The organism is Thioalkalivibrio sp. ALE11 (assembly GCF_000381205.1).
In the GTDB taxonomy this organism is placed as follows: domain Bacteria; phylum Pseudomonadota; class Gammaproteobacteria; order Ectothiorhodospirales; family Ectothiorhodospiraceae; genus Thioalkalivibrio.
The window spans coordinates 14292-37808 of record NZ_KB906172.1; the positions used below are offsets into that span (position 1 = coordinate 14292).

The following is a 23517-nucleotide window of genomic DNA, read 5'->3' on the forward strand; positions in this document are numbered from 1 at the left end:
AAAACGCGCATTCTAACCTTTCGGGCCCCGGGATGCCGCCCTGTTCGCCTGCTTGCAGGCGAATAGGACGGCTTCAGGCGAGGCTGACCGGATCCACGTCGAGCGCGATGCGCACCTCGCGCGGCAGGGTCAGCCCCTCCCAGGCCCGGCGCGCCTGATGCAGGGTCGCGTGCAGGGCACGGCGGTCGCCGGACTGCACCAGGATCTGCTCGCGGTAGCGCCGGTTCACGCGGTGGCGCGGGGCCGGGGCAGGACCCAGGACGCGCACGCCGGACGCGGCCGCGCGGCGCAGGGGCGCGGCCACCTCGCCGGCGCGGTTTTCCGCGGTGTTCGCGTCCTCGGCCTCCACCCGCACCAGGGCCAGATGACCGAAGGGCGGGAAGCCGCTCTCCGCGCGTTCGTCCAGCAGGGGGCGCACCATTGCGGTGTAGTCCGCGGCGTCCAGACCGCGGATCAGAGGATGCTCCGGGTGCCCGGTCTGCAGGAGCACCCGTCCGCCGGCTTCGCCGCGTCCGGCGCGCCCGGCGGCCTGCACGATCAGCTGCAGGGTGTGTTCGGCGGCGCGCAGGTCCACCGAGTACAGTCCCTGGTCGACGTCCACCACGCCCACCAGTCCCACGCGCGGGAAGTCGTGGCCCTTGGCCAGCATCTGGGTGCCGACCACGATCGCCGCGTCCAGCGAGCGGATGCGCTCCAGGGCCTCCTCCAGCGCGCCCTTGTGGCGGATGCTGTCGCGGTCCAGCCGGATCAGCGGGGTCTGCGGGAAGTGCCGCGCCAGGGCCTGTTCCAGGCGCTGGGTGCCCAGCCCCCGGCGGGCCAGTTCGGCCCCGCAGTCCGGGCAGCGGTCGGGGACCGGTTCGTGGTGCCCGCACAGGTGACAGACCGCCCGCGGGTTGCCGGCGTGCACGGTGAGGCGGGCATCGCAGTGGCGGCAGTCGGCCACCCAGCCGCAGTGATCGCAGGCGAGCGTGCGGGCATAGCCCCGCCGGTTGAGCAGGACGAAGCATTGCTGACCGCCGGCGAGGGTGGCCTGCATGGCGTCCAGCAGCGGCGAGGTCAGCCCCTCGTCGGGGGTGTGGACCCGGGTGTCCACGGCCTCGATCCGCGGCGGGGCCGTGCCGTCGGGGCGGGTGCGCAGCGGGCAGTGGGTGTAGCGGCCCTGGCGCGCGGCCTGCAGGGTCTCCAGGGTCGGCGTGGCCGAGCCCAGCACCACCGGGATGGCCTCCAGCTGGCCGCGCTTGATCGCGAGGTCGCGGGCGTTGTAGCGAAAGCCGTCCTGCTGTTTGAACGCGGCGTCGTGCTCCTCGTCGACCACGATCAGGCCGGGTTCGGGCAGCGGCGTGAACAGCGCCGAACGGGTGCCGACCACCACCCGCGCTTCGCCGCGGGCCGCGCTGGCCCAGGCCCGCAGCCGTTCGCCCTCGGCCAGGCCGGAGTGCAGCAGCGCGACCCGGCCGGGGAAACGCGCCTGGATACGGGCTGCCAGCTGCGGGGTCAGGGCGATTTCGGGGATCAGCACCAGCACCTGCTCGCCACGCGCGACGACCCGTTCCGCCATGCGCAGGTAGACCTCGGTCTTGCCGGAGCCGGTCACGCCCTCCAGCAGCAGGGGTCGGGCTTCGCCGGGGGTGAGCGCGTCCACCGCGGCCTGCTGTTCGGGGGTCAGGGGGCGCCCTGCCGCGCTATCGGCCCCCGGCGGGGCATCCGTCGGGTGTTCCGGGGCGCGGCACTCCAGCCAGCCGCGTTCGGCGAGGCGTTCCAGCTCGCGCGGGGCGGGTCGGCGGCCGACGATGCCGGCCAGGGTCGGACGATCGAGGCGACCACCGGGGGCGCTGTCGGGGTCGGCCAGCGCCGCGAGGATGGCGCGCTGGCGTTCGCCGCGCACGGCGCCGTCGGCCAGGGCGCGGTGTCCCTGCTCGGTTACCGCCCACAGCGGTTCGGGCGTGGCGGCTTGCGGGAGTGGCCGGCCGCGACGCAGGGCGGGTGGCAGGGCCCCCAGCACCACCTCGCCGATCGGGTGGTGGTAGTACCGGCCACCGAAGCCGAGCAGTTCACGCAGCGAGTCGGGGAGGATCGGGGTGGCGTCCAGCACTTCGGTGATCGCACGCAGGCGCTCGGGTTCCATCTCGCTGGTGACCCCCGTTTCGATCACCACCCCGGTCAGGCGGGTGGGGCCGAACGGGACCCGCACGCGCATGCCGGGCCGCACGTCGCGATCCGGCGGCGTGCGATAGTCGAACAGGCGGTCCAGCGGGCGGTCGATGGCGACCCGGACGATGGACGGTGTGGATGAGGGGGTGTCGGGCATGGGGTCAGTGTACGCGACGTGGCCACGCCTCCCGAGTCCGTGGGTGGGGCGAGGTTTTCCACAGAACCTGTGGATAACTCTGTGGAAGAAGCGGTGGGAAACTTCCTAAACCCTTGTACTGTCGCGGACGATGACAGATTGGTTACGGAATGACCATCTTTCTAAGAAAAACTGAAAAAACAAAGACATATTGAGATTATGTAAGCCCGTTTGAGCGCACGTTGCTGCAAGTGCGCCCTGGTCGCCGGGCGAGCGCGGGACCTGTAGGGGTTGTGTACAAGTTGCGGGCCGCGCACGGCGCGCGGGCACAAAAAAACCCGGCCACAGGGGCCGGGTCTCCGGGTCCGTCCGGGGCGTCCCGGAGGGGCGGCGATGCCGCCCTCCGGCCGCGGGCTTCAGCCGAGCGCCTTGACGCTGGCCACCAGCTCCGCGGCGACCTTCTGGCCGTCGCCGTACAGCATGCGGTTGTTCTCGGCATAGAAAAGGTGGTTCTCGATGCCGGAGAAACCGGAACCGCGGCCGCGCTTGACGCAGATAACGTTCTGCGCCTCGTCGGCGTTGAGGATCGGCATGCCGTAGATCGGCGAATCGGGGTTGGTCCGGGCGACCGGATTCACCACGTCGTTCGCCCCGATCACCATCGCGACATCGGCGGTCTTGAACTCGTCGTTGATCTCGTCGAGGTCGTAGATGATGTCGTACGGCACGCCGGCCTCGGCCAGCAGCACGTTCATGTGCCCGGGCATGCGGCCGGCCACCGGGTGGATCGCGAACTTCACGTCCACGCCGCGCTTCTGCAGCAGCTCGGTCAGCTCCCAGATCTTGTGCTGGGCCTGGGCGACGGCCATGCCGTAGCCGGGCACGATGATCACCTTGCTGGAGTAGGCCATCATGATCCCGGCGTCGTTGGCCTGGATCTCCTTCATCGTGCCTTCGATCTCCTCTTCCGCGGCACTGGAGCCGCCACCGAACTGGCTGAACAGGATGTTCTTCAGCGGCCGGTTCATGGCCTGGGCCATCAGCTGCGTCAGCAGCGAGCCGGCGGCACCGACCACGATACCCGCGATCATCAGGGCCGGGTTGTCCAGCACGATGCCCTTGAAGCCGACGGCCAGGCCGGTCAGGGCGTTGTACAGCGAGATGACCACCGGCATGTCGGCGCCGCCGATCGGCAGGGTCATCAGCACCCCGAAGGCCAGCGACAGGATGAAGAATGCCAGCAGCGTGCCGCCGCCGATCGTGCCGTCACCCAGCGCCATCACGAAGCCGAGGATGACCACCAGGGCGATGATTGCCAGGTTCAGTACCTGCTGCCCGGGGAAGTTCAGGGTCTTCTTCATCAGGCCCTGCAGCTTGGCGTAGGCCACCAGCGAGCCGGAGAACGCCACCGAACCGATGACCGAGCCGATCACCGCGATGGCCATACCCGTGGTGGTCACCGTCTCGGGCGTGGCCTGCAGCAGGTAGATCGCACCGATGCCGGCCGCGGCGCCGCCGCCCATGCCGTTGTACAGCGCGATCATCTGCGGCATGTCGGTCATCTGGACCTTCTTGCCGCTCCACCAGGCCAGCGCACCGCCGATGGCGATACCCAGAACGATCAGGGTGTAGTTCACGCCGCCGGAGATCTCCGGATGCGCGAAGGTCACGACGGTGGCCAGTACCATGCCGACGCCGGCCCAGATGATGCCGGGCCGCGCGGTGGTCGGCGACGACATCTGCTTGAGGCCGACGATGAACAGCACCGCCGCCACAAAGTAGGCGAGGTTGATGATCAGACTCATGCCTTGTCTCCCTTGTCGTCCTTGCTGGACTTGAACATCTCCAGCATGCGTTCGGTGACCACGTAGCCGCCGGCGGCGTTACCTGCGGCGAGGATGACGGCGACAAAGCCGATCGCCTGCTCCAGCGGCGTCTGGGCGTGGCCCAGCGCGACCATGGTCCCGACCAGGACGATCCCGTGGACGAAGTTGGAACCGGACATCAGCGGGGTATGCAGGATGACCGGCACCTTGGAGATCACCTCGAAGCCCGTGAAGGCCGCGAGCATGAAGATATACAGCGCTACGAAACCTGAGATCTCGATCATGAGGAAGCTCCCTGGATGGCATCACGGGTGGCGGCATGCACGATCTCGCCGTCACGCGTGAGCACGCTCTGGGCGATGACCTCGTCTTCCCAGTCGGGCTGGAATTCGCCCTCGGGAAGCATCGGGGTCAGGAAATTCAGCAGGTTCTTGGCATACATCTCGGAGGCATGCAGCGGAACCTGCGACGGCACGTTGAGCGGGCCGTGGATGATCACGCCGTGCTGGGTGACGGTCTCGCCCGGCTGCGTCAGCACGCAGTTGCCACCGCCCTCGGAGGCCAGGTCGACGATCACCGCGCCGGATTTCATGCCCTTGACCATGTCTTCGGGCACCAGTTTCGGGGACTCGCGCCCCGGGATCGCCGCGGTGGTGATCAGCACGTCGGCCTGCGCGATGAATTCGCCCAGCGCATCCTGCTGCTGCTTCTTTTCCTCGGCGGTCAGTTCGCGGGCGTAGCCGCCCTCGCCCTCGGCGGATACGCCCAGGTCGAGGAACTTCGCGCCCAGTGATTCCACCTGCTCCTTGGTCGCCGAGCGCACGTCGTAGGCCTCGACGATCGCGCCCAGGCGCTTGGCCGTGGCGATGGCCTGCAGCCCGGCCACGCCGGCGCCGATCACGATCACCTTGGCCGGGCGGATGGTGCCGGCCGCGGTGGTCAGCATCGGGAAGAACCGGCAGGCCAGGTCGGCGCCCTGGATGGCGCCCTTGTAACCGACCACGGCCGCCTGTGAGGACAGCGCGTCCATGCTCTGCGCGCGCGAGATGCGCGGAATCAGCTCCATCGCGAAGCTCTGGATGCGCCGCTCCTGCATGGCCCGGACGACCTCGGGATGACGATGGGCGTGGAACAGGCCCACCAGCGTGGAGCCTTCCGGCAGCTGGTTGACCTCTTCGACCGTGGGCGGCGCCACGCGGACCATGATGTCCGACTGTGAATAGGCGGCCTCGGTGTCCAGCAGGGAGGCGCCCTCGTAGGCCGAATCGGGGAAACCGGCGGCTTCGCCGGCGCCCTTCTCGACCTGAACGGTTACGCCCAGCTGGCCGAATTTGCCGGTGACCAGCGGATCCAGTGCGACACGGCGTTCGCCGCTGGCACTCTCCTTGGGTACGGTTAGTCTGATTGCCATGCGCTTTCTCCCCGGGCCGTGCGTTCCCGCAATCCCGATGGCCCCAATGGCAAAGGGAGGCACGACCGCGCTCGCGGGTGGTGGAAAAACCGGATGCCGCGGGGCCGAAAGCGCCCCGCAGCGAAAAACGAGCCCGTGAGTGTAGCGGAATCGCCGTCCCGCATAAACCGGAGTCCGGGCCGGAGTATGGCGACGGGACGATTCATGTGGATGAAATTGTATTGCGCGCCGACGCCGTTTATTGTGCGAATACGTGCCGAGGAAGCACCGGTTTGTTCACGGGCGCGGGGGTCGCCGGAACCGTGAGCCGCGTGAGGAAATCCGTGTTTCCTTGAGGGTGGGCGAGGTCATGTTACCGACCGAGCATCAGGTCCTGCGCACGGATGCCTCCGGGATGCCGCTGGAGTGGATCGGCCTGGAACAGGCCGTGCGGCTTTATTACTGCGAGCAGGTGGCCTACGCCTGCGGCCGACCGCTTTATCGCGTGCGCGGCGGCATCAACGCGCGTTCCGGCCGTCAGTCCTCGGTGGAGGTCAACTCCATCATCGCCACCCACGGTACCCGCGCCCGCCAGGGCGATAACTACGTCCCCCCGCTCAACAATCCCACCCTGTTCCGGCGCGACGCCCACCTGTGTCTCTACTGCGGCCGCCATTTCCCCGCCCGCGAGCTCTCGCGCGATCATGTGACTCCGGTCAGCCAGCAGGGGCAGGACATGTGGAAGAACGTGGTCACCGCCTGCAAGCGCTGCAACAACCACAAGGCCGACCGCACACCGGAACAGGCCGGCATGCAGCTGCTGGCGATCCCGTTCACGCCCACGCATGCCGAGTACATCTACCTGAAGGGACGCCGGGTGCTGGCGGACCAGATGGAATTCCTGCAGGCCCATTTCCCGCGGACCAGCCCGCTGCGGGGACGTCTCGAGGGCGACGCGCTATCCTGATGCGTTCCGGTCGAACCTTTGACGGTGGCCGGGACTCCCATGCATCGCCGGATCCAGCCATTAAGGAACGTCATGAAGTACTTCGGAGAGTCGGATTACCGCCACGGCCAGGCGCGCGACGCCGGCGTGCTGCTCACCAACCTGGGCACCCCCGATGAACCCACCGCCCCGGCACTGCGGCGCTACCTCAAGCAGTTCCTGTGGGATCCCCGCGTGGTCGAGGTGCCGCGGCCGATCTGGTGGCTGATCCTCAACGGGATCATCCTCAACGTGCGTCCGCGGCGCAGCGCGGCGAAATACGCCACCGTGTGGACCGACGAAGGTTCGCCGCTGCTGGCCATCGGCCGACGCCAGACGGCGGGGGTGCGCGCGCGCCTGGCGGAGCAGACCGGCGAGGACGTGCCGGTGGCGCTGGGCATGCGTTACGGCAACCCGTCGATCGAGGAAGGGCTGGACGAGCTGCGGCGCCAGGGCGTGCGGCGGGTCGTGGTGCTGCCGCTGTATCCGCAGTATTCCGGTTCAACCACGGGCTCGACCTTTGACGCCGTGGCGGAGGTGCTGAAGGGCTGGCGCTGGGTGCCGGATCTGCAGTTCGTCGCCAGCTACGACGCCGAGGATGGCTACATCCGGGCGCTGGCGAACAGCGTGCGCGAACACTGGGAGGAGCACGGCCAGCCCGAACGGCTGGTGATGTCCTTCCATGGCGTGCCGAAGCGCTATCTGCTCAATGGCGACCCCTATCACTGCCTGTGCCATGCCACCGGGCACAAGCTGGCGCAGGCCCTGGGGCTCGAGGACGACCAGTGGCAGGTTACCTTCCAGTCGCGCTTCGGCCGCGAGGAGTGGCTGCAGCCCTACACCGACAAGACCATGGAGGCGCTCCCGGGCCAGGGCGTGCGTTCGGTGGACGTGATCTGCCCCGGCTTTTCCGCCGACTGCCTGGAGACCCTGGAGGAGATCGCCGACGAGAACCGCGAGATCTTCCTCGAGGCCGGCGGCGAGCGTTTCCATTACATCCCCGCGCTCAACGATCGCGACGACCATCTGCAGTTCCTGGCCGAACTCGCCGGGCGGCATCTGGCGCCGTGGCTGGGGGATCCGGACAATAGCCCCGAGCAGCGGGCGGCGGCCCGCGAACGCGCCCTGGCGCTGGGTGCGGAGAACTGAACGGACCGGTGCCGCCACCGGCGTGACAGCAGGGGAGAGCAGGGCGGGATGGAGCCCCACGACGGACGCAACATCGAGATCGGCGCGGTCATCATCGGCGACGAGATCCTCAGCGGGAAGCGGCGCGACCGCCACCAGGCCAATCTGACCGCCGCGCTGGCGGAAAAGGGCCTGGAGCTGGCGTGGCTGCGCATCGTCGGGGATGATCCTGCGCGCCTCGTGCGGACCTTCCGCGAGACCGCGGACACCGATGCCGAGGTGTTCAGCTTCGGTGGCATTGGGGCCACGCCCGATGACCGCACCCGCGCCTGTCTGGCCGAGGCCCTGGGTCTGTCGCTGCGGCCCCATCCCGAATTCATCGAGCTGCTGGAGCGGCGCTTCGGCGCCGAGGCCCGGCCGCATCGCGTGCGCATGGCCGACCTGCCGGAAGGGGCCGAACTGATCCCCAACCCGGTCAACGGCATCCCGGGCTTCTCCTGCGCCCGCCATCACTGCGTGCCCGGTTTCCCCGACATGGCCGAGCCGATGATCCGCTGGGTCCTGGACCAGCGCTTCCCGGGTCGCGATGCCTCCGCCGGCGCGGTGGAGGAGGGCCTGACGCTGGAGGGCGTGACCGAGAGCCGCCTGGTCCCGGTGCTGGAGGCCATGGAAGCGGCCTTCCCCGACCTGCGCATCTCCTGCCTGCCGCGCATGCGCGACGGGGCCCCGCAGGTGGAGCTGGGGCTGCGGGGGCCCGCGCCGCGCGTGACCGAGGCCCGCGCTGCCCTGCGGCGCCATCTGGTGGACGGCGGCTTCCTCGAGCATTGAGAACGGGGTATATTCCGGAGGATACCCGCTGCGCCCTGCCGCGGATCCGTACGAGGCCTCGCCCGTTCATGAATGCCCGTCCCGCCGACACCGGCACCCCGGACATCGCGATACCCCCTGCCGCCCCGGTCCCGGCGGTGCACCGATTATCCGGCGCGGTCGCCGGGCCCCGTCCCGTGCCGCCGGACGGCATCCGGGAGGAATCCCTCGCCGCAGCATCGCTGGCGGATGACGGCTGGCTCGACACGCTTGCACGTGACGGGCGGGCGGTGTTCCCCGGGTTTCTCGAGGACCGCCTGACCGATGCCCTGCGCCAGGAGGTGTACGCCCTGCGCAATGCCGCACGCCTGCGCTCCGCGCGGGTGGGTCGGGGTCGCGAGCGCCGGCACGATGCCGCCGAACGCGGTGACCGCATCCACTGGCTGGAAGGCGCGACGCCGGCCCAGCGGGAACTGCTGGAGCGTCTGGATCAGCTGCGTCGGGTCGCCGCTCGCGGCCTGCTCCCGGGGCTGTTCGAGAGCGAGGCACACTTCGCGCTGTACCCGCCCGGCACGGGTTACGCCCGCCACGTGGACGCCTTTCGCGCGGGCAACCGCCGGCGGCTGTCGTTGGTGCTCTATCTCAACCGCCACTGGCGCGCCCGTGATGGTGGCGAGCTGGCGTTCTACACGCCGCAGGGCGAGGGCGACGAAACTCGCGAACTGGAACGCGTGCGCCCCGAGGCCGGCACCCTCGCGATCTTCCTCAGCCAGAGCATGCCCCACGCCGTGCTCCCCACCCGTCGCTGGCGTGCCAGTATCGCCTGCTGGATGGGGCTGCGAGATACCACCAGTCCGCTGGACAGTCTGGAACGTCAATCGAGGTGAGTGCTTTCCGGGCGCTCCGGTGGCCAGGCGATGCGGAAGTCGACATCGTGGCGGTCACGGTCGAGCTTCAGGTCGGCGGGATGGAAGATGGACGGCCAGGTGCCGCAGGCCTCCGATACACCGCAGGTAGTGCCGGCACCCGTCATGCGCGTGGAGGCAATGACCCTGTAGTCGCCTTCGGGGAGGTCATCGAAGCGGTAATGATAGGCGCCGTCTTCCTGCGATGCGGTGGTGCGTCGCACCAGGTTGTCCTCCGCATCGCGCAGTTCCACCACCACGCGCCCCACCGTATCTTCACGCGGATCGGTTTTCGCCACGTGGAGTTGCACCGGCACCTCGAGAATCTCCCCGTTGTCGGCGGTCACCTCGATTCGGGTGGTGTGTCGGCCCGGATCCAGTAACCCGCGAGCTACACGAATCTCATAGAGTCCGAGTCCGTCGTCATTGATTCGATGGGGCTCGATCATGAGCCATTCAACGGTCACGTCGATCGCTTCGATGGCCAGGTTCCCGGCGCCCGAGTTGCGCAGGTCCAGTCTTCCAACGGATTGCGTATATCCGAGTGCCAGACCCGATGGCTGCGACGACAGCATGGGGGGCAGCTCTGCGGCGCTGAAATCCTCGAGCTCCTCTACCATCTTGCGAGCGTCAACCCTCCCCCAGCCGGTTTCGGGCTCCCATCCCGCTGGACCCAGGTCCTCGGTGATCTTGCCGGATGCCAGCAGGAAGTGGACCCCGGGCAGATCCAGTTGCGGGTTGATCGCGCGCCCGAGGGCGAGCGTTCCCGAAACCACGGCGGTTGCCATGGATGTGCCCTGCTGAAACGCATACGTATCCGGGGACCAGGTGCTGATGATTCCGTCGGGATCCCCTGCGGAGGTCATCAGGCCCCCGGGGGCGACCAGATCGAGTCCTGCCCCGTAATTGCTGTAGGTCGCACGGCGGTCGTTGCGGTCCGTGGCCCCCACGGCCAGAACGTCGGGGTAGTCGGCGGGCAGTGAGATGTCCTCGGTCCCGTTATTGCCCGTGGATGCCACTGTCAGGATCCCGAGTTCGCGTACTTCGCGGAACAGCTCCGCCGCGGTTTCGGAGGGAGTGCCTTCATGCCCCAGGCTGAGGTTGATGATGTCAGCGGGTCTGTCCGGGATTTCTCCGGAGTCGTTGGGCAGTCCGGCCGCGTAGCGGACGCCCTGGAGCATGTCGTACACCGTCCCGCGGCCCTGGCCGTCGAGGGTCCGGACGGGCATCAGTTTCGCGTGCCACGAGACTCCGGAGATACCGACAGCGTTGTTCGAGGCTGCGCCGATGATCCCGGTAATGTGAGTGCCATGAGGAAAGATTCTGCCTGCATCGTCCTGTTGCAGAAAGCTTCTCCCCGGGAGCAGGCGACTCGCCGCCATGTCTTCGTGGTCGCGATGCAGTCCGGTGTCGACGATGGCGACGATAACATCGTCATCGGGCGTGTCGCCGGTCGTGATATCCCACGCGGCCGGCAGGTTGATCGCGTCATGGAACCATTGGTCCGGTTGCCTCGGATCGTTCGGCCGGAGCTGCGCGGTGACGTAGTGATTGGGGGTCGCGGAGACCACATCGGGATGGTTCTGCAGGGCCTGGATGACCCGCAGGGTGCGGTCGCGGGCCTCGATGCCCCGGTTGGCCCAGCCGTGTGCAAGTTGCGGACCGCCGGTCGGTGAGGCTCCCAGAGCGCTCATTGCCAGATCGGTCCGGCCCTCGGGGATACGCCACAGCTGCTCGCGGCTCGTGTCTCCGGTGCGGGCGTGCAGGCCGGCCATTGTGGGGCCTGGCGTTTCATCGAACGCACGGCCGGCCGAGCTGATATCCGCGCGCGTGCGCACGATCACCTCTCCGGGCGCGAAGGATTCGGAGGCACGCGGCGAGGGGTAAGCCATGGCGGATGTCGAAGGGGTTTGCCACGGCCTGTCGAGGCGCAGCTGGTACCCTGTCGCGCCCCGCCGTGCCTCTACCGCCACGAAATACTCTCCGTCCTCCGGGGCAACCACGCGTTCGGAATGCCCCGTGCCACGCGAGGTGTCGACGATCTTCGCGGATTCGTCCAGCAGGAGCAGATCCAGATTGGTGCTGCCCGAAGAGGGGAAGTGCAGAAGCGCCTGTTGTCCGGCCTCCAGTTCGACCGAATAGACATCCCATTGATCACCCGCGGGACCAAAGCGCGACAGGGTCTCCGGGGCGGCCACGAACCCGCCGGTGATCGACGGCACCGGCAGCGGTTGCGCTCTGGCCGGCGAGTTGTTGTCCCGTGGGGTGGCTTCGGGATCGTTGGTGTCCCGGTCGACGCGGTGCAGGGCCGAGGGCGCGATGGTACCGGACAGCTCAAAGCTGTCGGCATCCGAAGACGATGAGGAACCACCGCAACCCGTGGGCCCGACCAGAGCGATCAGGATGAGGGGCAGTACGGTGCGTGATCGAAGGGGGCTGAACATCGGCGCATTCTGTCCAAAGGGGATGCCGTCGGGAGCTTTCCGCATCAATTGCGGGTGCTCGCCTGTCCGCGGTCGCTGTCTTCCAGGCGCTCGGCCGCGATTCGTGCGGCGTCGGTCCCCGGGAAATGGTCACGGATGTAGCGCAGGCGGGCATGGGCCTCGTCGTCCTCGTTCCTTTCGGCGGTCGACTCGGCCAGCTGCAGTTCAATGCCCGCCAGATCCTCGCGCAGCCGGGCCAGACGCGGGGCGAGCGACTCGGCATGGCGTGACATGGCGTGTTGCTCCATGAATCCGGCCAGGTGCCGGAAGACCTCGCGCCCGTGGCGGATGCGCTCCCGCGGCGGGGCAGCGGTGGCGCGGTTCCAGATACCCAGGCGCGCCAGCGAGCCGAGATAGGCCGCGTAGTCCAGGTCAGGGTGGTCGCCATGAACCCGCTCGATGGCGTCGCTCAGATCGCGCGCACGTTCGAATTCCCCCTGTTGCAGGCACCCGTGTGCGACCTGCAGGCGGCTGTCCATATCGACTTCGCCGGGCATGGCCGCGCCGTCGGCATCCGGCATGACGAGGGGGTAGGCTTCGCGGCAGTCGCCCTGTTCCAGGGCGCGTTGAAGCGGACCGTCGGCGCGGTCGGGACGGGCATCGGGACCGGTGGCGCAGCCGGCGGCGAGCGCCATCAGGGCCGGCGCGACCAGGGCCATGGCGGCGCGCCGCGTGGGGTTGGGGGTCAGGTGTCGGGCTGGGTGGTCCATCGATAGTGTCCCTGTGGGTCGGGTTCCAGTTGCTGGCTCAGGAAGTTGTGGAGGCCGGGGTCAGCGTGATCCCGGGCCTCGAATTGCAGATCGGCTTCGATCGCCGGTGGCCGCTGCCGCAGGTCGACCCATAGAGTGCCCGAGGTTCCGAGGGCCGCTTCGGGGGCGGAAGCCAGCTGCAGCTGCAGGCGTTCGTCGGTGGCTTCCAGGGTCGCCTGGTGTTCACCGAGCGGAACGGGACGGGGCACTCCGGCCGCGGCCTCCATCCACTGCAGCGAGCCACCGGCGGTCACAGTGCCTCCGGAGCGGTCGACCTGCAGCGCGGCTCCGTGGGCCCGGAGGGTGCCATCCAGCAGCAGCGGGATATCGGTATCCAGGTGGTTGAGGGTAGAGGCCGGCAGTTCGCCCTCCAGCTCGCGGATGCCGCGCGTGCCCGGTCCGACAACGCCGGTACCCCGCAGGTGGCCGCCCCGGGGCGGCTCCCAGGCAAGGTCGAGGGCCACCCGGCCGCGCAGCAGCGCCGTCGGGCGGAGGTCCCAGCGAATGTCTCCGAGCTCGCCCATCGGCGCGACCACGCCGGTCGCCTGCCCCTGCCACGGGTGGCCCTGCAGGCTGTCCCAGCGGACCCCGGCCGGTACCAGACCCAGGCGCTCGGCCCCTGCGGCCCAGGATGCGGCGGGCGCCCGGACCGCGAGGGCACCGGCCAGGGCGATCAGGAACACGATGGCCAGGGGCCAGAGGCGGCGTGGTTCAGTCATCGTCGAAACCCGCGGGCTCAAGCTGCAGGTCGGCATGTACATGGCCGCTGCGCGAGCCGCGTTCCAGCGACAGGCGCACCGGGACCACCCCGTCTTCGGTTTCCAGGTCGTCCAGCCAGGTCATCAGTTCGCCGAATGCGGCGTCTTCCAGTATGACGTTGACGCCGTCCCCGGAGGGGCGGACGCGCTGCAGGGGCTCGCGCAGGCCGGCGGCGCGCGCGGCGGCGTCCACGTGGGCGAGGAGGGATCCACCGGAGTGTCCTCCGCCCGGGCCGCCGCCCGATTCGGATTCGCCGGCCGCTGCGCGTTCGGCGACCGTGTCGGCATGCGCCTGCATCCAGTGCAGCTGGCCGCGCGTTTCCGCGAGGCGCTGCTCCGCCTGCTGGCGGGCTTCCCGTGTCGGTTCCACCAGGAGCAGGAACACCAGGGCCGCGGCCGCGATCGCGCCTCCCAGCAGCAGTATCCGCTGCTCCCGTGTGCGCAGGTTGTTCCAGTATTCCCTCATGGCTGCTCTTCCAGGGTCAGCCGGGCGCGCACCCGGTCGTCGCCGGACTCGGCGGAGGTGATGCGGACGCGTCGTTCGCTCGCCTGTTCCAGGTTTTCGCGCAGGCGTTCCACCTCGGCAAGGCCGGGGCCATCGAGTTCCAGCTCGAGCCGACGGGCGTTGCCGCGTAGATGGTGCAGGGTCAGGGCGTCGTCGTCGAGCTGCTCCGCGAGCAGGGCCATCGGCCCGGCCAGCGGACTGCCATTGGTTGCGGGACCGGCGGCGGTTTCGCGTTCGCGCAGCAGGATCTCGAACTGGCCGACCGGGTCGACCATCCGTCGCTCGGGCAGGGTGCGGGCGAAGACTTCGGCGATCGCATCTTCGGTCGCGGCGAGTTCGCGTTCCAGGTGGTGGATCTGCAGCCATTGCCCGCCCAGCCAGACCAGGCCGACGATCAGGGTGAGGGCCGCCGGCAGGCGCCAACGCGGCCCCGGGAGAAGGGCCGTCCGTCCCGCCGGTTCCTTGCGGGTTCCGACTTCGAATGCGAGGGCCTCGCGCAGCCAGCGTCGTAGGCGGTCGGGCTCCAGTTCCCCGGATTGCACGGATGCGGCCAGCAACGCGAGCACGCCCCCTTGCCACCCGGCGGGCGGGGGCAGGGGGGCGTCGCTGGCGTCTCCGGGATCCGGCGCGGGCCGCTGGCGGGCGTTCAGCCACCAGGCCGCCAGGTCACGCGGCAGGGCCAGCGGCTCGGCATCTGCCGGCAGCAGCAGGCTGCGTGCCTCCCCGGCGATGACCCGGTGCTGATTCCCGTCGGCCAGCCGGCGCAGCAGGGCGATGTCCGGGACCGGGCGCGCATGCCCGAGTCCCCGTTCCTGCAGCCAGGCCTCCCATTGCCGGAGATGGCGCAGGGCGACCACGCAGGCGGTCATATCGTCGCCATGGGACGGACCGGCCACGATATGGACGGATTCCAGGTCTTCGCTCAGACGTTCTTCCAGGGCATAGGGCAGGGCGCGCTGGCGTACGCGGGCCGACTTGCCGGGGACCGCCACCCGGTGGAGCGGGGCGCGCTCGCCGGGTATCAGGGCCAGCAGGCGATCGCCGGGCTGGGCCTGTTGCGTCAGTTCCGCCGCGGAGGCCTCGCCGGACTGCACATCGCCGTCACGCGCCAGGCGCATCCAGCGCAGGCGATCGCCGGCACCGTTCACCGGATCGGCGAGGGCTTCGGGCTCGGGCAGTTCGAACAGCAGCCAGCCGGCTGCGTTGCGGGTGGCGATCATGGTCAGGGCTCGCAGGGGGTCCGTTCACGCAGGACGGTTTGCCCGTTGGGGGCATCGATCACTGCACAATGAAAATATTCGCGTCCGCCCGTGCGCACAACCAGCTGCAGACGGAAATAGCGCGGCCCGCGCGATTCCCCGTCACGCGTGTCCGGGGCTGCAGCATCCGCCTCGACGGCGCGGCGCACCGCTTCCGGGGCATTTTCGGGGTCGACACGGTTGTCGCTGGAGGGCAGGGCGGCGACCTGCGGGGCCAGGGCCTGCCAGAGTTCGTTATCCACCCCTTCCACCTGCAGCAGCTCCGATGCGACCCGCATCGGACGGTTGCCGCTCAAGCGGGGCGGCTCCAGCCCACGATACACCGGATCATCGGTCTCGGGGTTCATCCAGTCGTGTACGGCCATTGCGACCCTGCGTCCGCTGGTGCCGCTACCCTCGGTGTCCGCGAGCACCTCCTCGACCAGTGTGGCGAAGGCCCCGAGCGGCGGATCTTCGGCCCGGGAGAGGCTGTTGATATTGAACCGGCAATGCAGGTTGTCCAGGCGCCCGGTGACGGTCAGGCCATCGATCTCGATGGGAATGGGGGGCGACTGGCAGCCCTCCCACGGCAGTTCCGTCAGGTCGCGCTGTTCTTCCAGCAGATGCCGGGCGACGGCCTCCGCCCCCCGCGTGAGCTGGCGAGCGCGGTCCTGTTCCTGCAGCAGGGTCGCGCGATGGATCTGCTGCTGGTCGCGCAGGGCCATGGTGGTCGCGGTGACCGTGGCGATCGCCACCACCAGCAATGCGGTGATCAGCGCGGCGCCGGACTGGCGGCGGGGCCCCGGGCGGATCATGGTCGAGCTCCGGTCAGCGGGATCCGGCGTTCGACCTCGCCTGCCCCGGGGGCGTCGAGGCGGACCAGGATCATCGCAGGCAGCGTGGCCTCGGCCCCGTCTTCCAGTGGCGGCCAGGCGTCGAGTTCTTCCCCGGTGCGCGGATCGAGGAAATCGAAGCGGATTCGCGGGGGCACGGCGCGGCCGTCCTGTCCCTGCCCCGGGGGCAGGAAGCGGCGCCGCTGTTCGCTGTCCCGCGGCGAGCCGTCCACGGCGGGCCAGGTGATGCGTTCCAGGCCATCTTCGCTGATCCGCCACGCCACACGTCCCAGCCGCTGTTCGCCCCCCAGACCTGCGCGCACGAATTCCAGCTGTTCGGGGTCGGTGACCGGACTGTACCGCAGCGGCGGCTGGCGATCGCCAAAGCCGTCGCGCGGGTTCAGGGCAACCGCGTGGCGCAGATCGCGTTCCAGTGTGGCGAAGGCGATCTGGAGCTCGGCCAGTCGTTGTGTCTGTTCGCGCGTGGCCTCGTCGGCATCCAGCACGCTGCGCAACCCGCCGATCGCAAGCAGACCGACGATCCCGAAGATCCCCACCGCCACCAGCAGCTCCAGCAGGGTGAACCCGTCCGCGCGGCCCGGCCCGCGTGTGCGTACGTACTGGCGGCGTTCAGGGCAGTGCATAACCGGTCTCGCGCCCCAGCGGACGGTCCGGATCGCCGTCGGCCGGCCATACCCGCACCTCGATCCGGCGGACTGCCGGCAGTTCCAGCGGGGCCTCGAACTGGCGGTTTTCGATCTCCACGCGTGCTTCCCATTCGCGTCCGCCGAGAGTTTCGGAAGTGTGTCGGGTGCCCGGATCCGCCGGCAGCAGGTCCGCCTCGTAGTCCGCCAGCACGTTGGCCGCGACCCATTGGGCCTGGGTGCGTTCCTGCAGGTAGGCCGTATTGCGTGCGTGTTCACTGCCGGCCTTGATCAGCGCCCCCAGCGCCACGGCGAGCACCACCAGCGCCACCAGCAGTTCCATCAGGGTAAAGCCGCGGCTCCCCGTCATCGTGACTCCCGCTCCATGCGGACACGCCGTGTGCCGTCGCTGTGCAGGCGCAGCGAGGAGTCGTCGCTCGCGCGCCGCAGGACCAGCTCGAAGGCCTGGATATCACCGGCACTGTTGATGTCGATGAGGTTTTCCTCGGGGCGTTCGCTTAGGCTGACGCGTCGATCCTCGATCCACAGGCGGGGCTCCAGCCCTGCGGCGGCCAGGTCGCGCGGTGCCAGCGGCCCCTGTTCCACCGGGACCCAGGTGACCTGCCGGTCGTCCAGCCACTGCCGCTCGTGAATGGCCAGCCGCTCGCGGCCGATCCCGATCGCCAGCGGCTGGCCGGTCAGCAGGGCCTGGTCGCGGGCCAGCTCGATCTGGCCGACCAGCTGGTGGCCGGTATGTTCCAGGCCCCGCCCGCTCAGCTGGCCGGTCGAAAACAGGGCGACCCCGGCGAGCAGGCCGATGATGACCATCACCACCAGGACCTCCAGCAGGGTGAAACCCGCTGCCTGCCGGGCTCGCGTCACAGGTCGTCGATGTTCCAGTTGCCGATCTCACCTTCGATGCCCTCGCCACCGCGGCGGCCGTTGGCGCCGAAGCTGAAGACGTCGAAGTCGCCGTGGCGTCCGGGGTGCAGGTACTGGTATTCGTTGCCCCAGGGGTCGCTCGGCAGTCGGTCCATGTAGCCGCCGTCACGGTACTGGGCGGGTTCGGGGCCGCTGGTCGGTGGCTCCACCAGCGCCTCCAGACCCTGGTCGGTGCTGGGATAGCGGAAGTTGTCCAGGCGATAGAGATTGAGCGCGGATTCGATCGTCCGGATGTCCTGCTTGACCTTGGTCAGGCGGGCATCGTCCGGCCGGTCCATCACGCGCGGGACCACGATGGCGGCAAGGATGCCGAGGATCACGACGACCACCATGACCTCGATCAGGGTGAAACCGGTGTTGCGACGGGATTGTTTCATGGCTCTCTAGTTCACCAGCTGGTTGAGTTCGAATATGGGCAGCAGTATCGCCAGGACAATGGTCAGGACGACCCCGCCCATGGTCAGGATGAGAAGCGGCTCGAACAGCCCCATGCTCACGCTGATGCGGGATTCGACCTCCTGCTCCTGGGTTTCGGCGGCGCGTTCCAGCATCTCGGTGAGATTGCCGCTGGACTCGCCGCTGCGGATCAGGTGGACCGTGATCGGGGGAAAGAAACCGGTCTCTTCCAGGGCCCGGCCGATGCTGCTGCCTTCGCGGATCCGCAGCGTCGCGTTCTCGATCGCGGTGCGCATGGGCCGGTTGGAGACCACCTCGGACCCGGTGCGCAGGGCCTCCAGCAGGGACACCCCGCTGGCTGACAGGATACTCAGGGTGCGCGCAAAGCGCGCGGTGTTGATGCCGCGGATCAGACGGCCGATCAGGGGCAGGCGCAACAACAGCCGGTGATACTGCGTGCGCGGGCCGGGGTGGCGCAGCGCCCAGGCCAGCGCACCCCCCAGCGCCGCCAGCACGGCCAGGCCCGCGAGACCCCCGTCCCGCAGGGCGTCACTGGTGGCGATCAGCCCCCGGGTGACCGCCGGCAGTTGCTGGTCCAGGCCGTCGAAGACCTGGACCACCTCCGGTACCACATAGACCACCAGCCCCACGGTCACCAGGATGGCGACCACGGTCAGGGCGACCGGGTAGATCAGGGCCAGCAGCACCCGCTGGCGCAGCGCGTGCCGACTCTCCAGATAATCCGCAAGGCGCTCCAGCACCCGATCGAGATGTCCCGAGGCCTCGCCCGAGGCGACGGTGCTGCGGTAGATCTCGGGGAACACCCGGGGAAAGCCGGCCAGCGCGCTGGCCAGGGAGTGTCCCTCCATGACGCGGGTGCGCACCGCATGCAGGATGTTGCGCACCCGCGGTTTTTCGCTCTGGCGTGCGACGGTGGCCAGCCATTCCTCCACCGGCAGGCCGGCACGCGCCAGGGTGGCCATCTGCCGCGTCGCCAGGGCCAGGTCCAGCGGGGCGATGCGTCCGCGCCCGCCGGTCGCACCGCCGCCACCGGCGCCGGTTCGGGCCCCGGCATCGTCGATCTCGCGCAGTTCCAGGGGGGTCAGGCCGTCGCTGCGCAGCTGAGCCCGGACGCTGCGTGCGGTGTCCCCCTCGGCGACACCCTTGCGCGTGCGCCCGCCGGCGTCCAGGGCCTGGTATTCGAACGCGGGCATGGCGTCAGTCCTCCTGCGTGACGCGCAGCATTTCCTCGAGGCTGGTGGTGCCGTCGAGGACGCGGCGGCGGGCGTCCGCGCGCAGGCTGTGGCTGTGTTGCCGGGCCGCGCGCGTCATTTCCTGTTCCCCGGCGTTGTCATGGATGAGGGTGCGCAGGCTGTCGTCGATCTCCACCAGTTCATAGATCCCGGTCCGGCCACGATACCCGAGCTCGTTGCAGGCGGGACAGCCGCGGGCCCGGTAAAGCGTGGGTGCCGGGTCGTCGCCGGGGTCTTCCAGTCCCAGCAGGGCGCATTCGCGCGCACTGGCGGGGTATGGCTCGCGGCATTCGGGGCACAGGACCCGCACCAGGCGCTGCGCCAGGATGCCGTTGAGCGTGGAAGACAGCAGGAAGGGTTCGACGCCCATGTCACGCAGGCGGGTGACGGCCCCGATCGCGGTGTTGGTGTGCAGGGTGGAAAACACCAGATGCCCGGTCAGGCTGGCCTGCACTGCGATCTGCACGGTTTCCAGGTCGCGGATCTCGCCGACCATGACCACGTCGGGATCCTGCCGCAGGATCGCGCGCAGCCCGCGTGCGAAGGTCATGTCGATGCGGCTGTTGATCTGGGTCTGGCCGATCCCGTCGAGGTAGTACTCGATGGGGTCTTCAACGGTAAGGATGTTGCGGCTGCGGTCATTCAGCCGCGTAAGGGCGGCATACAGGGTGGTGGTCTTGCCGGAGCCCGTGGGCCCGGTGACCAGCACGATGCCGTGTGGCCGCGTCACGATCCGCTCCAGGGCCGCGTGGGTCTCTGCCTCCATGCCCAGATGGGCCAGGTCCAGGCGTCCGGCCTGCTTGTCCAGCAGCCGCAGCACGATGCGTTCGCCATGACCCGAGGGCAGGGTGGAGACGCGCACGTCCACCGGCCGCCCGGCGATGCGCAGGGAGATGCGGCCATCCTGCGGCAGTCGTTTTTCGGCGATGTCCAGACGGGCCATCACCTTGATGCGCGAGACGATCAGCGGTGCCAGTCCTGCCGGAGGGGTGAGGACCTCGCGGAGTATCCCGTCCACGCGCATGCGCACGGCCAGGCGGTTCTCGAAGGGTTCGACGTGGATGTCGGAGGCGTTCTCGCGCACCGCCTCCGTCAGCAGCGCGTTGATCAGGCGGATGATGGGCGCATCGTCTTCGGTTTCCAGCAGGTCCTGCGGCTCTCCCAGAGATTCCGCGACGCTGGAAAGGTCGAGGCTGTCGTCCAGGCCCTCCATCGACTGCATCGCTTCCGACGAGCTGGATTCGAAGCGGTCGCGCAGGCGCCGTTCGAAGGTGGCCTCGTCAACCGGGTGCAGACGCAGCGGCTCGGCGCTGCGTCGCCGCAGCTCGGCCAGCCCCGCCGGGTCCGCCTGTGGATGCAGGATGATCTCGCGCTCGCCGTCCCGGATCTCGCCCGGCACCGCGCCCACGCGCCGGGCGAAGCCGTAGCTGACGCTGAAGTCGTCGTCTTCCGCGTGCGGATCGAAGGCCTGTTCAGTCTGCATGGTCGGCGGCGTAGGCGGGGTGGAGTTCTTCGAAGGCCGGGGGCAGTTCGGTCAGCCGGTCCCATTGCGGCAGGACCGGGGTGGTGTCGCCGCGCCCCTGGCTGCGGGCCCGTTCCCGCAGCTGCTCACCGCGGATGAAGCTGTACTTTTCGCTGGTGAGTTCGGCGCCATCGGTGCTGTCGCGAACGATGCGCGGATGGAGGAAGACCATCAGGTTGCGTTTTTCGGTCTGGTGGCGGTCGGCGCGGAACAGACGGCCCAGCCCCGGGATGTTCCCGAGCCCCGGGACACCGGCCTCCTGGTCGGTCTGCTGTTCCTCGATCAGTCCGCCGAGCACCAGCATGTCGCCGTCGTCCACCAGGACATGGGTGGTCAGTGTGCGGGTGTTGGTGATCAGGTCGGCGGCACCCGCGGTGCCGGGGGCCAGCTGCGAGACCTCCTGCTCGATCTCCATGCGCACCGCGTTGCCCTGGTTGATCTGCGGGCGCACGCGCAGTTTGACCCCCACGTCCTCGCGCCGAATGGTGTCGAAGGCCTGTCCGGAGTCTTCCACCGAGCGTCCGACCACGAACGGCACGTTCTGGCCGACGACGATCTCGGCCTCTTCGTTGTCCAGCGTGAGCAGGCTGGGAGTCGAGAGGATGTTGGTGGCGCTGTCGCGTTGCAGCATGTCCACCAGGCCCGCGATGGCATTGTTCCCGGATTGTCCCGCGCCGCCGAGCGTCAGCCCGTCGCCGAGCCCCGGCGGGCTGGCCACCTCGCCTCCGAGGTAAGCATCGATCCCTGCGGCCATTTCGACGATGCCGGTCCGATTGTCGGAAAAACTGAGGATGCCGGCGGCACTGCTGCCGATTGCGCCCCACTGGACTCCCAGTTCCTCGACCCGGTCGGAGGAAACCTCCGCGATCACGGCCTCGACCAGGACCTGGGCACGCCGGATGTCGAGGCGATCGATGATATCGTCGAAATCCCGCAGCCGTTCCGGCGGCCCCGAGGTCACCACGGCGTTGGTGCTCTCGTGCGCCTCGATGTGAATGCGCGGACCATTGCCACTCTCGGTCTCCATCCCGGGGTCGTGCTCGGCGATGCTGCGTAGCAGGTCGGCGATGGTTTCGGCGCGGGCATAGCGCAGGTAATGGACCCGGGTGTTGCCCTGGTGGACCTCGCGGTCCAGCTGGGCGATCAGGCCACGCATGCGCAGGCGGTCGGTTTCGTCCCCCGACAGGATGATGGCATTGCTGCGCGGGTCGGCCTGAGCGCGGGGCTCCTGCAGCCCCCCCGGGCGTTCGGGCATGAGTTCGCGCACGTGTTCGCTTACGTCGGCTGCGCGTGCATGCTCCAGTTCGACCACGTCGAATTCGGAATCCATGGGGCGGTCCATGCGTTCGACGATCCGCTGCAGGCGGCGGATATTGTTGCGGGTGCCCGATACCAGCAGCGTGTTGGATTCCGCCGCAGCCGCCATGTGCCCCCCCTGGGGGAGCAGGGGGCGCAGGGCCGGCACCAGCTGGGTCGCGTCGACATGGCGCGGTTCGATGATGTGGGTCACGATTGCGGCACCATGGGTTTCCGGGGTGTCGGCATCCGGTGTCAGCAGGGGCGTGGGCTCGTGTTTGGCCCGGCCGTCGGGAACAATGCGAACGCCCCCGTCTGCCGGTGTAGCGGCGAAGCCGTGGATCTCGAGAATCTCGTGGAACAGACCCTTCAGCTCGTCGCGCGCGACCGGACGGCTGGAAACCACCGTGACTTCGCCCCGCACCCTGGGATCCACGATGAAATTGGTGCCCGTTTCCTCGGCCACCAGGTCGATCAGGTTGTGGATGTCGGTGTCGCGCAGGTTGAGCGTGAGCTCGTCGGCGGCCAGCGGGGCGGCCGGGATGGCGAGCAGGATCGCGGTCAGCCAGGCGCTGGCGGGGAGCAGGCGGAATCTCATTCGGTGAACTCGATGCTGAGCGAACGGGTTTGCCCGTCGCGTTCGACAGTGACGTTGACCTGACGCGCGCCCTGCAGGTCCGCGAGCAGGCTTTCCGGATCTTCGATGGTACCGATGCCGCGACCGTTCACCGAGGTGATGATGTCGCCGGGTTGCAGACCGGTACGTTCGAAATCGCGGCGGTTGCGCGTCGGCCGGACCTCGACTCCGGCGACTTCCCCCTGACGGATCACGGGGCGGGCGCGTACGACCTCCATGACCCGTTCGGGATCCTCCAGCCAGCGGTCGCGACTGAGGCGGCCATCGGCCCCCGTCGCGGGCGCCGTGGATGGCTCCGGGGCCCGGGATACCGGCTGTCCGCGCTCGGTTGCGTCCGCGGATGCGCTCGTTATGCGAAGGTCCTCGCCGCCCGGCAGCCGCAGGATCTCGTGTCGGCCATCCCGTACCAGGACCACGCGATCGGGGTGCACCTGGTCCAGCGTGGCCAGTTGATCCCCGATGGTGTCGCCGGGCCGGTAGAGCTCGATGTCTCCGCCGCCGGCCGCGATGAACGCGGTCCCGTCGCCATGGCCATCCGCCAGGACCCCCTTCAGTTCCAGCTGCAGCCGGGTTTCGGGGGCCTGTTCGATCGGCGGGGGCGCGGCGGATTCGGGCCTGCCGAAAGGCTCGTGACGCGCGCTGCGGGCGAAACCCGAGGTCCGGTCGGCGTCCGTTGCGCCCGAGGTGTCGGCCGATGACGGCGGGGTGGCGGGGGCCGCGGCCGGGTCCGCGGGCGGCAGTGAGGCTTCGGGGGCAAGTGCCAGCCACATCAACCCGGCCGTCATCCACGCCAGCGCAACCACCAGCCCGAGGTTGAGCAGGCCGGGCAGCCGCGTGCGCATGAACGTTCCGGAGTCCGCAAACATGCCGGGGAGTTTACCTGAGCCGTATTGAGGTCACAGCCTTTTGTCCGGAGGTGACGTGGACCCTGGT

The 23517-nt window shown here is 69.0% G+C and carries 22 protein-coding genes; 4 read left to right on the forward strand and 18 right to left on the reverse strand.

The annotated features are described in order from the left end of the window. Positions 1-73: 73 nt before the first annotated feature. From F620_RS0110195 to F620_RS0110210, 4 genes are all read right to left on the reverse strand, one after another. Complete coding sequence (locus F620_RS0110195) at positions 74-2308, reverse strand: primosomal protein N' (RefSeq protein ID WP_019570469.1); 2235 nt, start codon at positions 2306-2308, stop codon at positions 74-76. Positions 2309-2703: 395 nt separating this feature from the next. Continuing rightward, a complete protein-coding gene (locus tag F620_RS0110200; RefSeq protein ID WP_019570470.1) occupies positions 2704-4092 on the reverse strand; it encodes an NAD(P)(+) transhydrogenase (Re/Si-specific) subunit beta in 1389 nt (462 codons plus the stop codon). Continuing rightward, positions 4089-4397 carry a proton-translocating transhydrogenase family protein gene (locus F620_RS0110205; protein WP_019570471.1) on the reverse strand — a complete coding sequence of 103 codons (309 nt, stop codon included), beginning with the start codon at positions 4395-4397 and terminating at the stop codon, positions 4089-4091. Before F620_RS0110205 ends, F620_RS0110200 begins: the two co-directional genes overlap by 4 nt. Then, positions 4394-5524: a Re/Si-specific NAD(P)(+) transhydrogenase subunit alpha gene (locus tag F620_RS0110210; RefSeq protein WP_019570472.1), complete on the reverse strand. Its 1131-nt coding sequence runs from the start codon at positions 5522-5524 to the stop codon at positions 4394-4396. The genes F620_RS0110205 and F620_RS0110210 overlap by 4 nt, the downstream gene beginning before the upstream one ends. 349 nt (positions 5525-5873) lie before the next feature. On the opposite strand from F620_RS0110210, the gene F620_RS0110215 reads away from it, so the two are divergent. The 4 genes from F620_RS0110215 (at position 5874) to F620_RS0110230 (ending at position 9310) form a co-directional block, all read left to right on the forward strand. After that, the gene (locus tag F620_RS0110215; RefSeq protein ID WP_019021709.1) at positions 5874-6470 is read left to right on the forward strand and encodes an HNH endonuclease; all 597 of its coding nucleotides are present in this window, start codon (positions 5874-5876) and stop codon (positions 6468-6470) included. Positions 6471-6542: 72 nt separating this feature from the next. Next, the gene (gene hemH / locus F620_RS0110220) at positions 6543-7637 is read left to right on the forward strand and encodes a ferrochelatase (RefSeq protein WP_019570473.1); all 1095 of its coding nucleotides are present in this window, start codon (positions 6543-6545) and stop codon (positions 7635-7637) included. Positions 7638-7685: 48 nt separating this feature from the next. Beyond that, entirely contained in the window at positions 7686-8444 is a 759-nt protein-coding gene (locus tag F620_RS0110225) for a molybdopterin-binding protein (protein ID WP_019570474.1), read from the forward strand. A 176-nt stretch (positions 8445-8620) separates the two neighbouring features. After that, positions 8621-9310: a 2OG-Fe(II) oxygenase gene (locus tag F620_RS0110230; RefSeq protein WP_026331415.1), complete on the forward strand. Its 690-nt coding sequence runs from the start codon at positions 8621-8623 to the stop codon at positions 9308-9310. Here the strand turns inward: F620_RS0110230 and F620_RS0110235 are convergent. The 14 genes from F620_RS0110235 to F620_RS0110300 are packed head-to-tail and all read right to left on the reverse strand — an operon-like array spanning position 9298 to position 23426. Further along, on the reverse strand, positions 9298-11772 hold the full coding sequence (locus F620_RS0110235) for a S8 family serine peptidase (protein ID WP_155987001.1): 2475 nt from the start codon (positions 11770-11772) through the stop codon (positions 9298-9300). The two genes, F620_RS0110230 and F620_RS0110235, sit on opposite strands and share 13 nt — an antisense overlap. 44 nt (positions 11773-11816) lie before the next feature. Beyond that, positions 11817-12521 carry an outer membrane protein assembly factor BamD gene (bamD, locus tag F620_RS0110240; RefSeq protein WP_019570477.1) on the reverse strand — a complete coding sequence of 235 codons (705 nt, stop codon included), beginning with the start codon at positions 12519-12521 and terminating at the stop codon, positions 11817-11819. Further along, positions 12497-13279: a type II secretion system protein N gene (gene gspN / locus F620_RS0110245; RefSeq protein WP_019570478.1), complete on the reverse strand. Its 783-nt coding sequence runs from the start codon at positions 13277-13279 to the stop codon at positions 12497-12499. The genes bamD and gspN overlap by 25 nt, the downstream gene beginning before the upstream one ends. Then, positions 13272-13784 carry a type II secretion system protein GspM gene (gene gspM, locus F620_RS0110250; RefSeq protein WP_019570479.1) on the reverse strand — a complete coding sequence of 171 codons (513 nt, stop codon included), beginning with the start codon at positions 13782-13784 and terminating at the stop codon, positions 13272-13274. The genes gspN and gspM overlap by 8 nt, the downstream gene beginning before the upstream one ends. Next, positions 13781-15043 (reverse strand): type II secretion system protein GspL, encoded by a 1263-nt coding sequence (gspL, locus tag F620_RS0110255; RefSeq protein ID WP_019570480.1) that lies wholly within the window; start codon positions 15041-15043, stop codon positions 13781-13783. Before gspL ends, gspM begins: the two co-directional genes overlap by 4 nt. 2 nt (positions 15044-15045) lie before the next feature. After that, entirely contained in the window at positions 15046-15876 is an 831-nt protein-coding gene (gene gspK / locus F620_RS0110260; RefSeq protein ID WP_019570481.1) for a type II secretion system minor pseudopilin GspK, read from the reverse strand. Continuing rightward, positions 15873-16538 carry a type II secretion system minor pseudopilin GspJ gene (gene gspJ, locus F620_RS0110265; RefSeq protein ID WP_019570482.1) on the reverse strand — a complete coding sequence of 222 codons (666 nt, stop codon included), beginning with the start codon at positions 16536-16538 and terminating at the stop codon, positions 15873-15875. Before gspJ ends, gspK begins: the two co-directional genes overlap by 4 nt. Continuing rightward, positions 16525-16908: a type II secretion system minor pseudopilin GspI gene (gene gspI, locus F620_RS0110270; RefSeq protein WP_019570483.1), complete on the reverse strand. Its 384-nt coding sequence runs from the start codon at positions 16906-16908 to the stop codon at positions 16525-16527. The genes gspJ and gspI overlap by 14 nt, the downstream gene beginning before the upstream one ends. Further along, on the reverse strand, positions 16905-17420 hold the full coding sequence (locus tag F620_RS0110275; RefSeq protein WP_019570484.1) for a prepilin-type N-terminal cleavage/methylation domain-containing protein: 516 nt from the start codon (positions 17418-17420) through the stop codon (positions 16905-16907). The genes gspI and F620_RS0110275 overlap by 4 nt, the downstream gene beginning before the upstream one ends. Next, on the reverse strand, positions 17417-17857 hold the full coding sequence (gspG, locus tag F620_RS0110280; RefSeq protein ID WP_019570485.1) for a type II secretion system major pseudopilin GspG: 441 nt from the start codon (positions 17855-17857) through the stop codon (positions 17417-17419). Before gspG ends, F620_RS0110275 begins: the two co-directional genes overlap by 4 nt. Positions 17858-17863: 6 nt before the next feature. Continuing rightward, the gene (gene gspF / locus F620_RS0110285; protein ID WP_019570486.1) at positions 17864-19090 is read right to left on the reverse strand and encodes a type II secretion system inner membrane protein GspF; all 1227 of its coding nucleotides are present in this window, start codon (positions 19088-19090) and stop codon (positions 17864-17866) included. Between the two features lie 4 nt (positions 19091-19094). Then, a complete protein-coding gene (gene gspE, locus F620_RS0110290) occupies positions 19095-20612 on the reverse strand; it encodes a type II secretion system ATPase GspE (protein WP_019570487.1) in 1518 nt (505 codons plus the stop codon). After that, positions 20602-22545 (reverse strand): type II secretion system secretin GspD, encoded by a 1944-nt coding sequence (gene gspD / locus F620_RS0110295; protein ID WP_019570488.1) that lies wholly within the window; start codon positions 22543-22545, stop codon positions 20602-20604. The genes gspE and gspD overlap by 11 nt, the downstream gene beginning before the upstream one ends. Next, positions 22542-23426, reverse strand: a complete 885-nt coding sequence (locus tag F620_RS0110300; RefSeq protein WP_026331418.1) for a type II secretion system protein N — start codon at positions 23424-23426, stop codon at positions 22542-22544. The genes gspD and F620_RS0110300 overlap by 4 nt, the downstream gene beginning before the upstream one ends. Positions 23427-23517: the final 91 nt, after the last annotated feature.

Bases quoted from the DNA above. Each gene is read 5' to 3' on its own strand.
- F620_RS0110300 (WP_026331418.1), bottom strand. From the start codon at position 23,426: ATGCGCACGCGGCTGCCCGGCCTGCTCAACCTCGGGCTGGTGGTTGCG.
- gspN (WP_019570478.1), bottom strand. From the start codon at position 13,279: ATGACTGAACCACGCCGCCTCTGGCCCCTGGCCATCGTGTTCCTGATC.
- hemH (WP_019570473.1), top strand. From the start codon at position 6,543: ATGAAGTACTTCGGAGAGTCGGATTACCGCCACGGCCAGGCGCGCGAC.
- F620_RS0110225 (WP_019570474.1), top strand. From the start codon at position 7,686: ATGGAGCCCCACGACGGACGCAACATCGAGATCGGCGCGGTCATCATC.
- F620_RS0110235 (WP_155987001.1), bottom strand. From the start codon at position 11,772: ATGTTCAGCCCCCTTCGATCACGCACCGTACTGCCCCTCATCCTGATC.
- gspD (WP_019570488.1), bottom strand. From the start codon at position 22,545: ATGAGATTCCGCCTGCTCCCCGCCAGCGCCTGGCTGACCGCGATCCTG.
- F620_RS0110195 (WP_019570469.1), bottom strand. From the start codon at position 2,308: ATGCCCGACACCCCCTCATCCACACCGTCCATCGTCCGGGTCGCCATC.
- gspL (WP_019570480.1), bottom strand. From the start codon at position 15,043: ATGATCGCCACCCGCAACGCAGCCGGCTGGCTGCTGTTCGAACTGCCC.
- bamD (WP_019570477.1), bottom strand. From the start codon at position 12,521: ATGGACCACCCAGCCCGACACCTGACCCCCAACCCCACGCGGCGCGCC.
- gspJ (WP_019570482.1), bottom strand. From the start codon at position 16,538: ATGCACTGCCCTGAACGCCGCCAGTACGTACGCACACGCGGGCCGGGC.
- gspG (WP_019570485.1), bottom strand. From the start codon at position 17,857: ATGAAACAATCCCGTCGCAACACCGGTTTCACCCTGATCGAGGTCATG.
- gspM (WP_019570479.1), bottom strand. From the start codon at position 13,784: ATGAGGGAATACTGGAACAACCTGCGCACACGGGAGCAGCGGATACTG.
- F620_RS0110200 (WP_019570470.1), bottom strand. From the start codon at position 4,092: ATGAGTCTGATCATCAACCTCGCCTACTTTGTGGCGGCGGTGCTGTTC.
- gspE (WP_019570487.1), bottom strand. From the start codon at position 20,612: ATGCAGACTGAACAGGCCTTCGATCCGCACGCGGAAGACGACGACTTC.
- F620_RS0110215 (WP_019021709.1), top strand. From the start codon at position 5,874: ATGTTACCGACCGAGCATCAGGTCCTGCGCACGGATGCCTCCGGGATG.
- gspI (WP_019570483.1), bottom strand. From the start codon at position 16,908: ATGACGGGGAGCCGCGGCTTTACCCTGATGGAACTGCTGGTGGCGCTG.
- F620_RS0110210 (WP_019570472.1), bottom strand. From the start codon at position 5,524: ATGGCAATCAGACTAACCGTACCCAAGGAGAGTGCCAGCGGCGAACGC.
- gspF (WP_019570486.1), bottom strand. From the start codon at position 19,090: ATGCCCGCGTTCGAATACCAGGCCCTGGACGCCGGCGGGCGCACGCGC.
- F620_RS0110205 (WP_019570471.1), bottom strand. From the start codon at position 4,397: ATGATCGAGATCTCAGGTTTCGTAGCGCTGTATATCTTCATGCTCGCG.
- gspK (WP_019570481.1), bottom strand. From the start codon at position 15,876: ATGATCCGCCCGGGGCCCCGCCGCCAGTCCGGCGCCGCGCTGATCACC.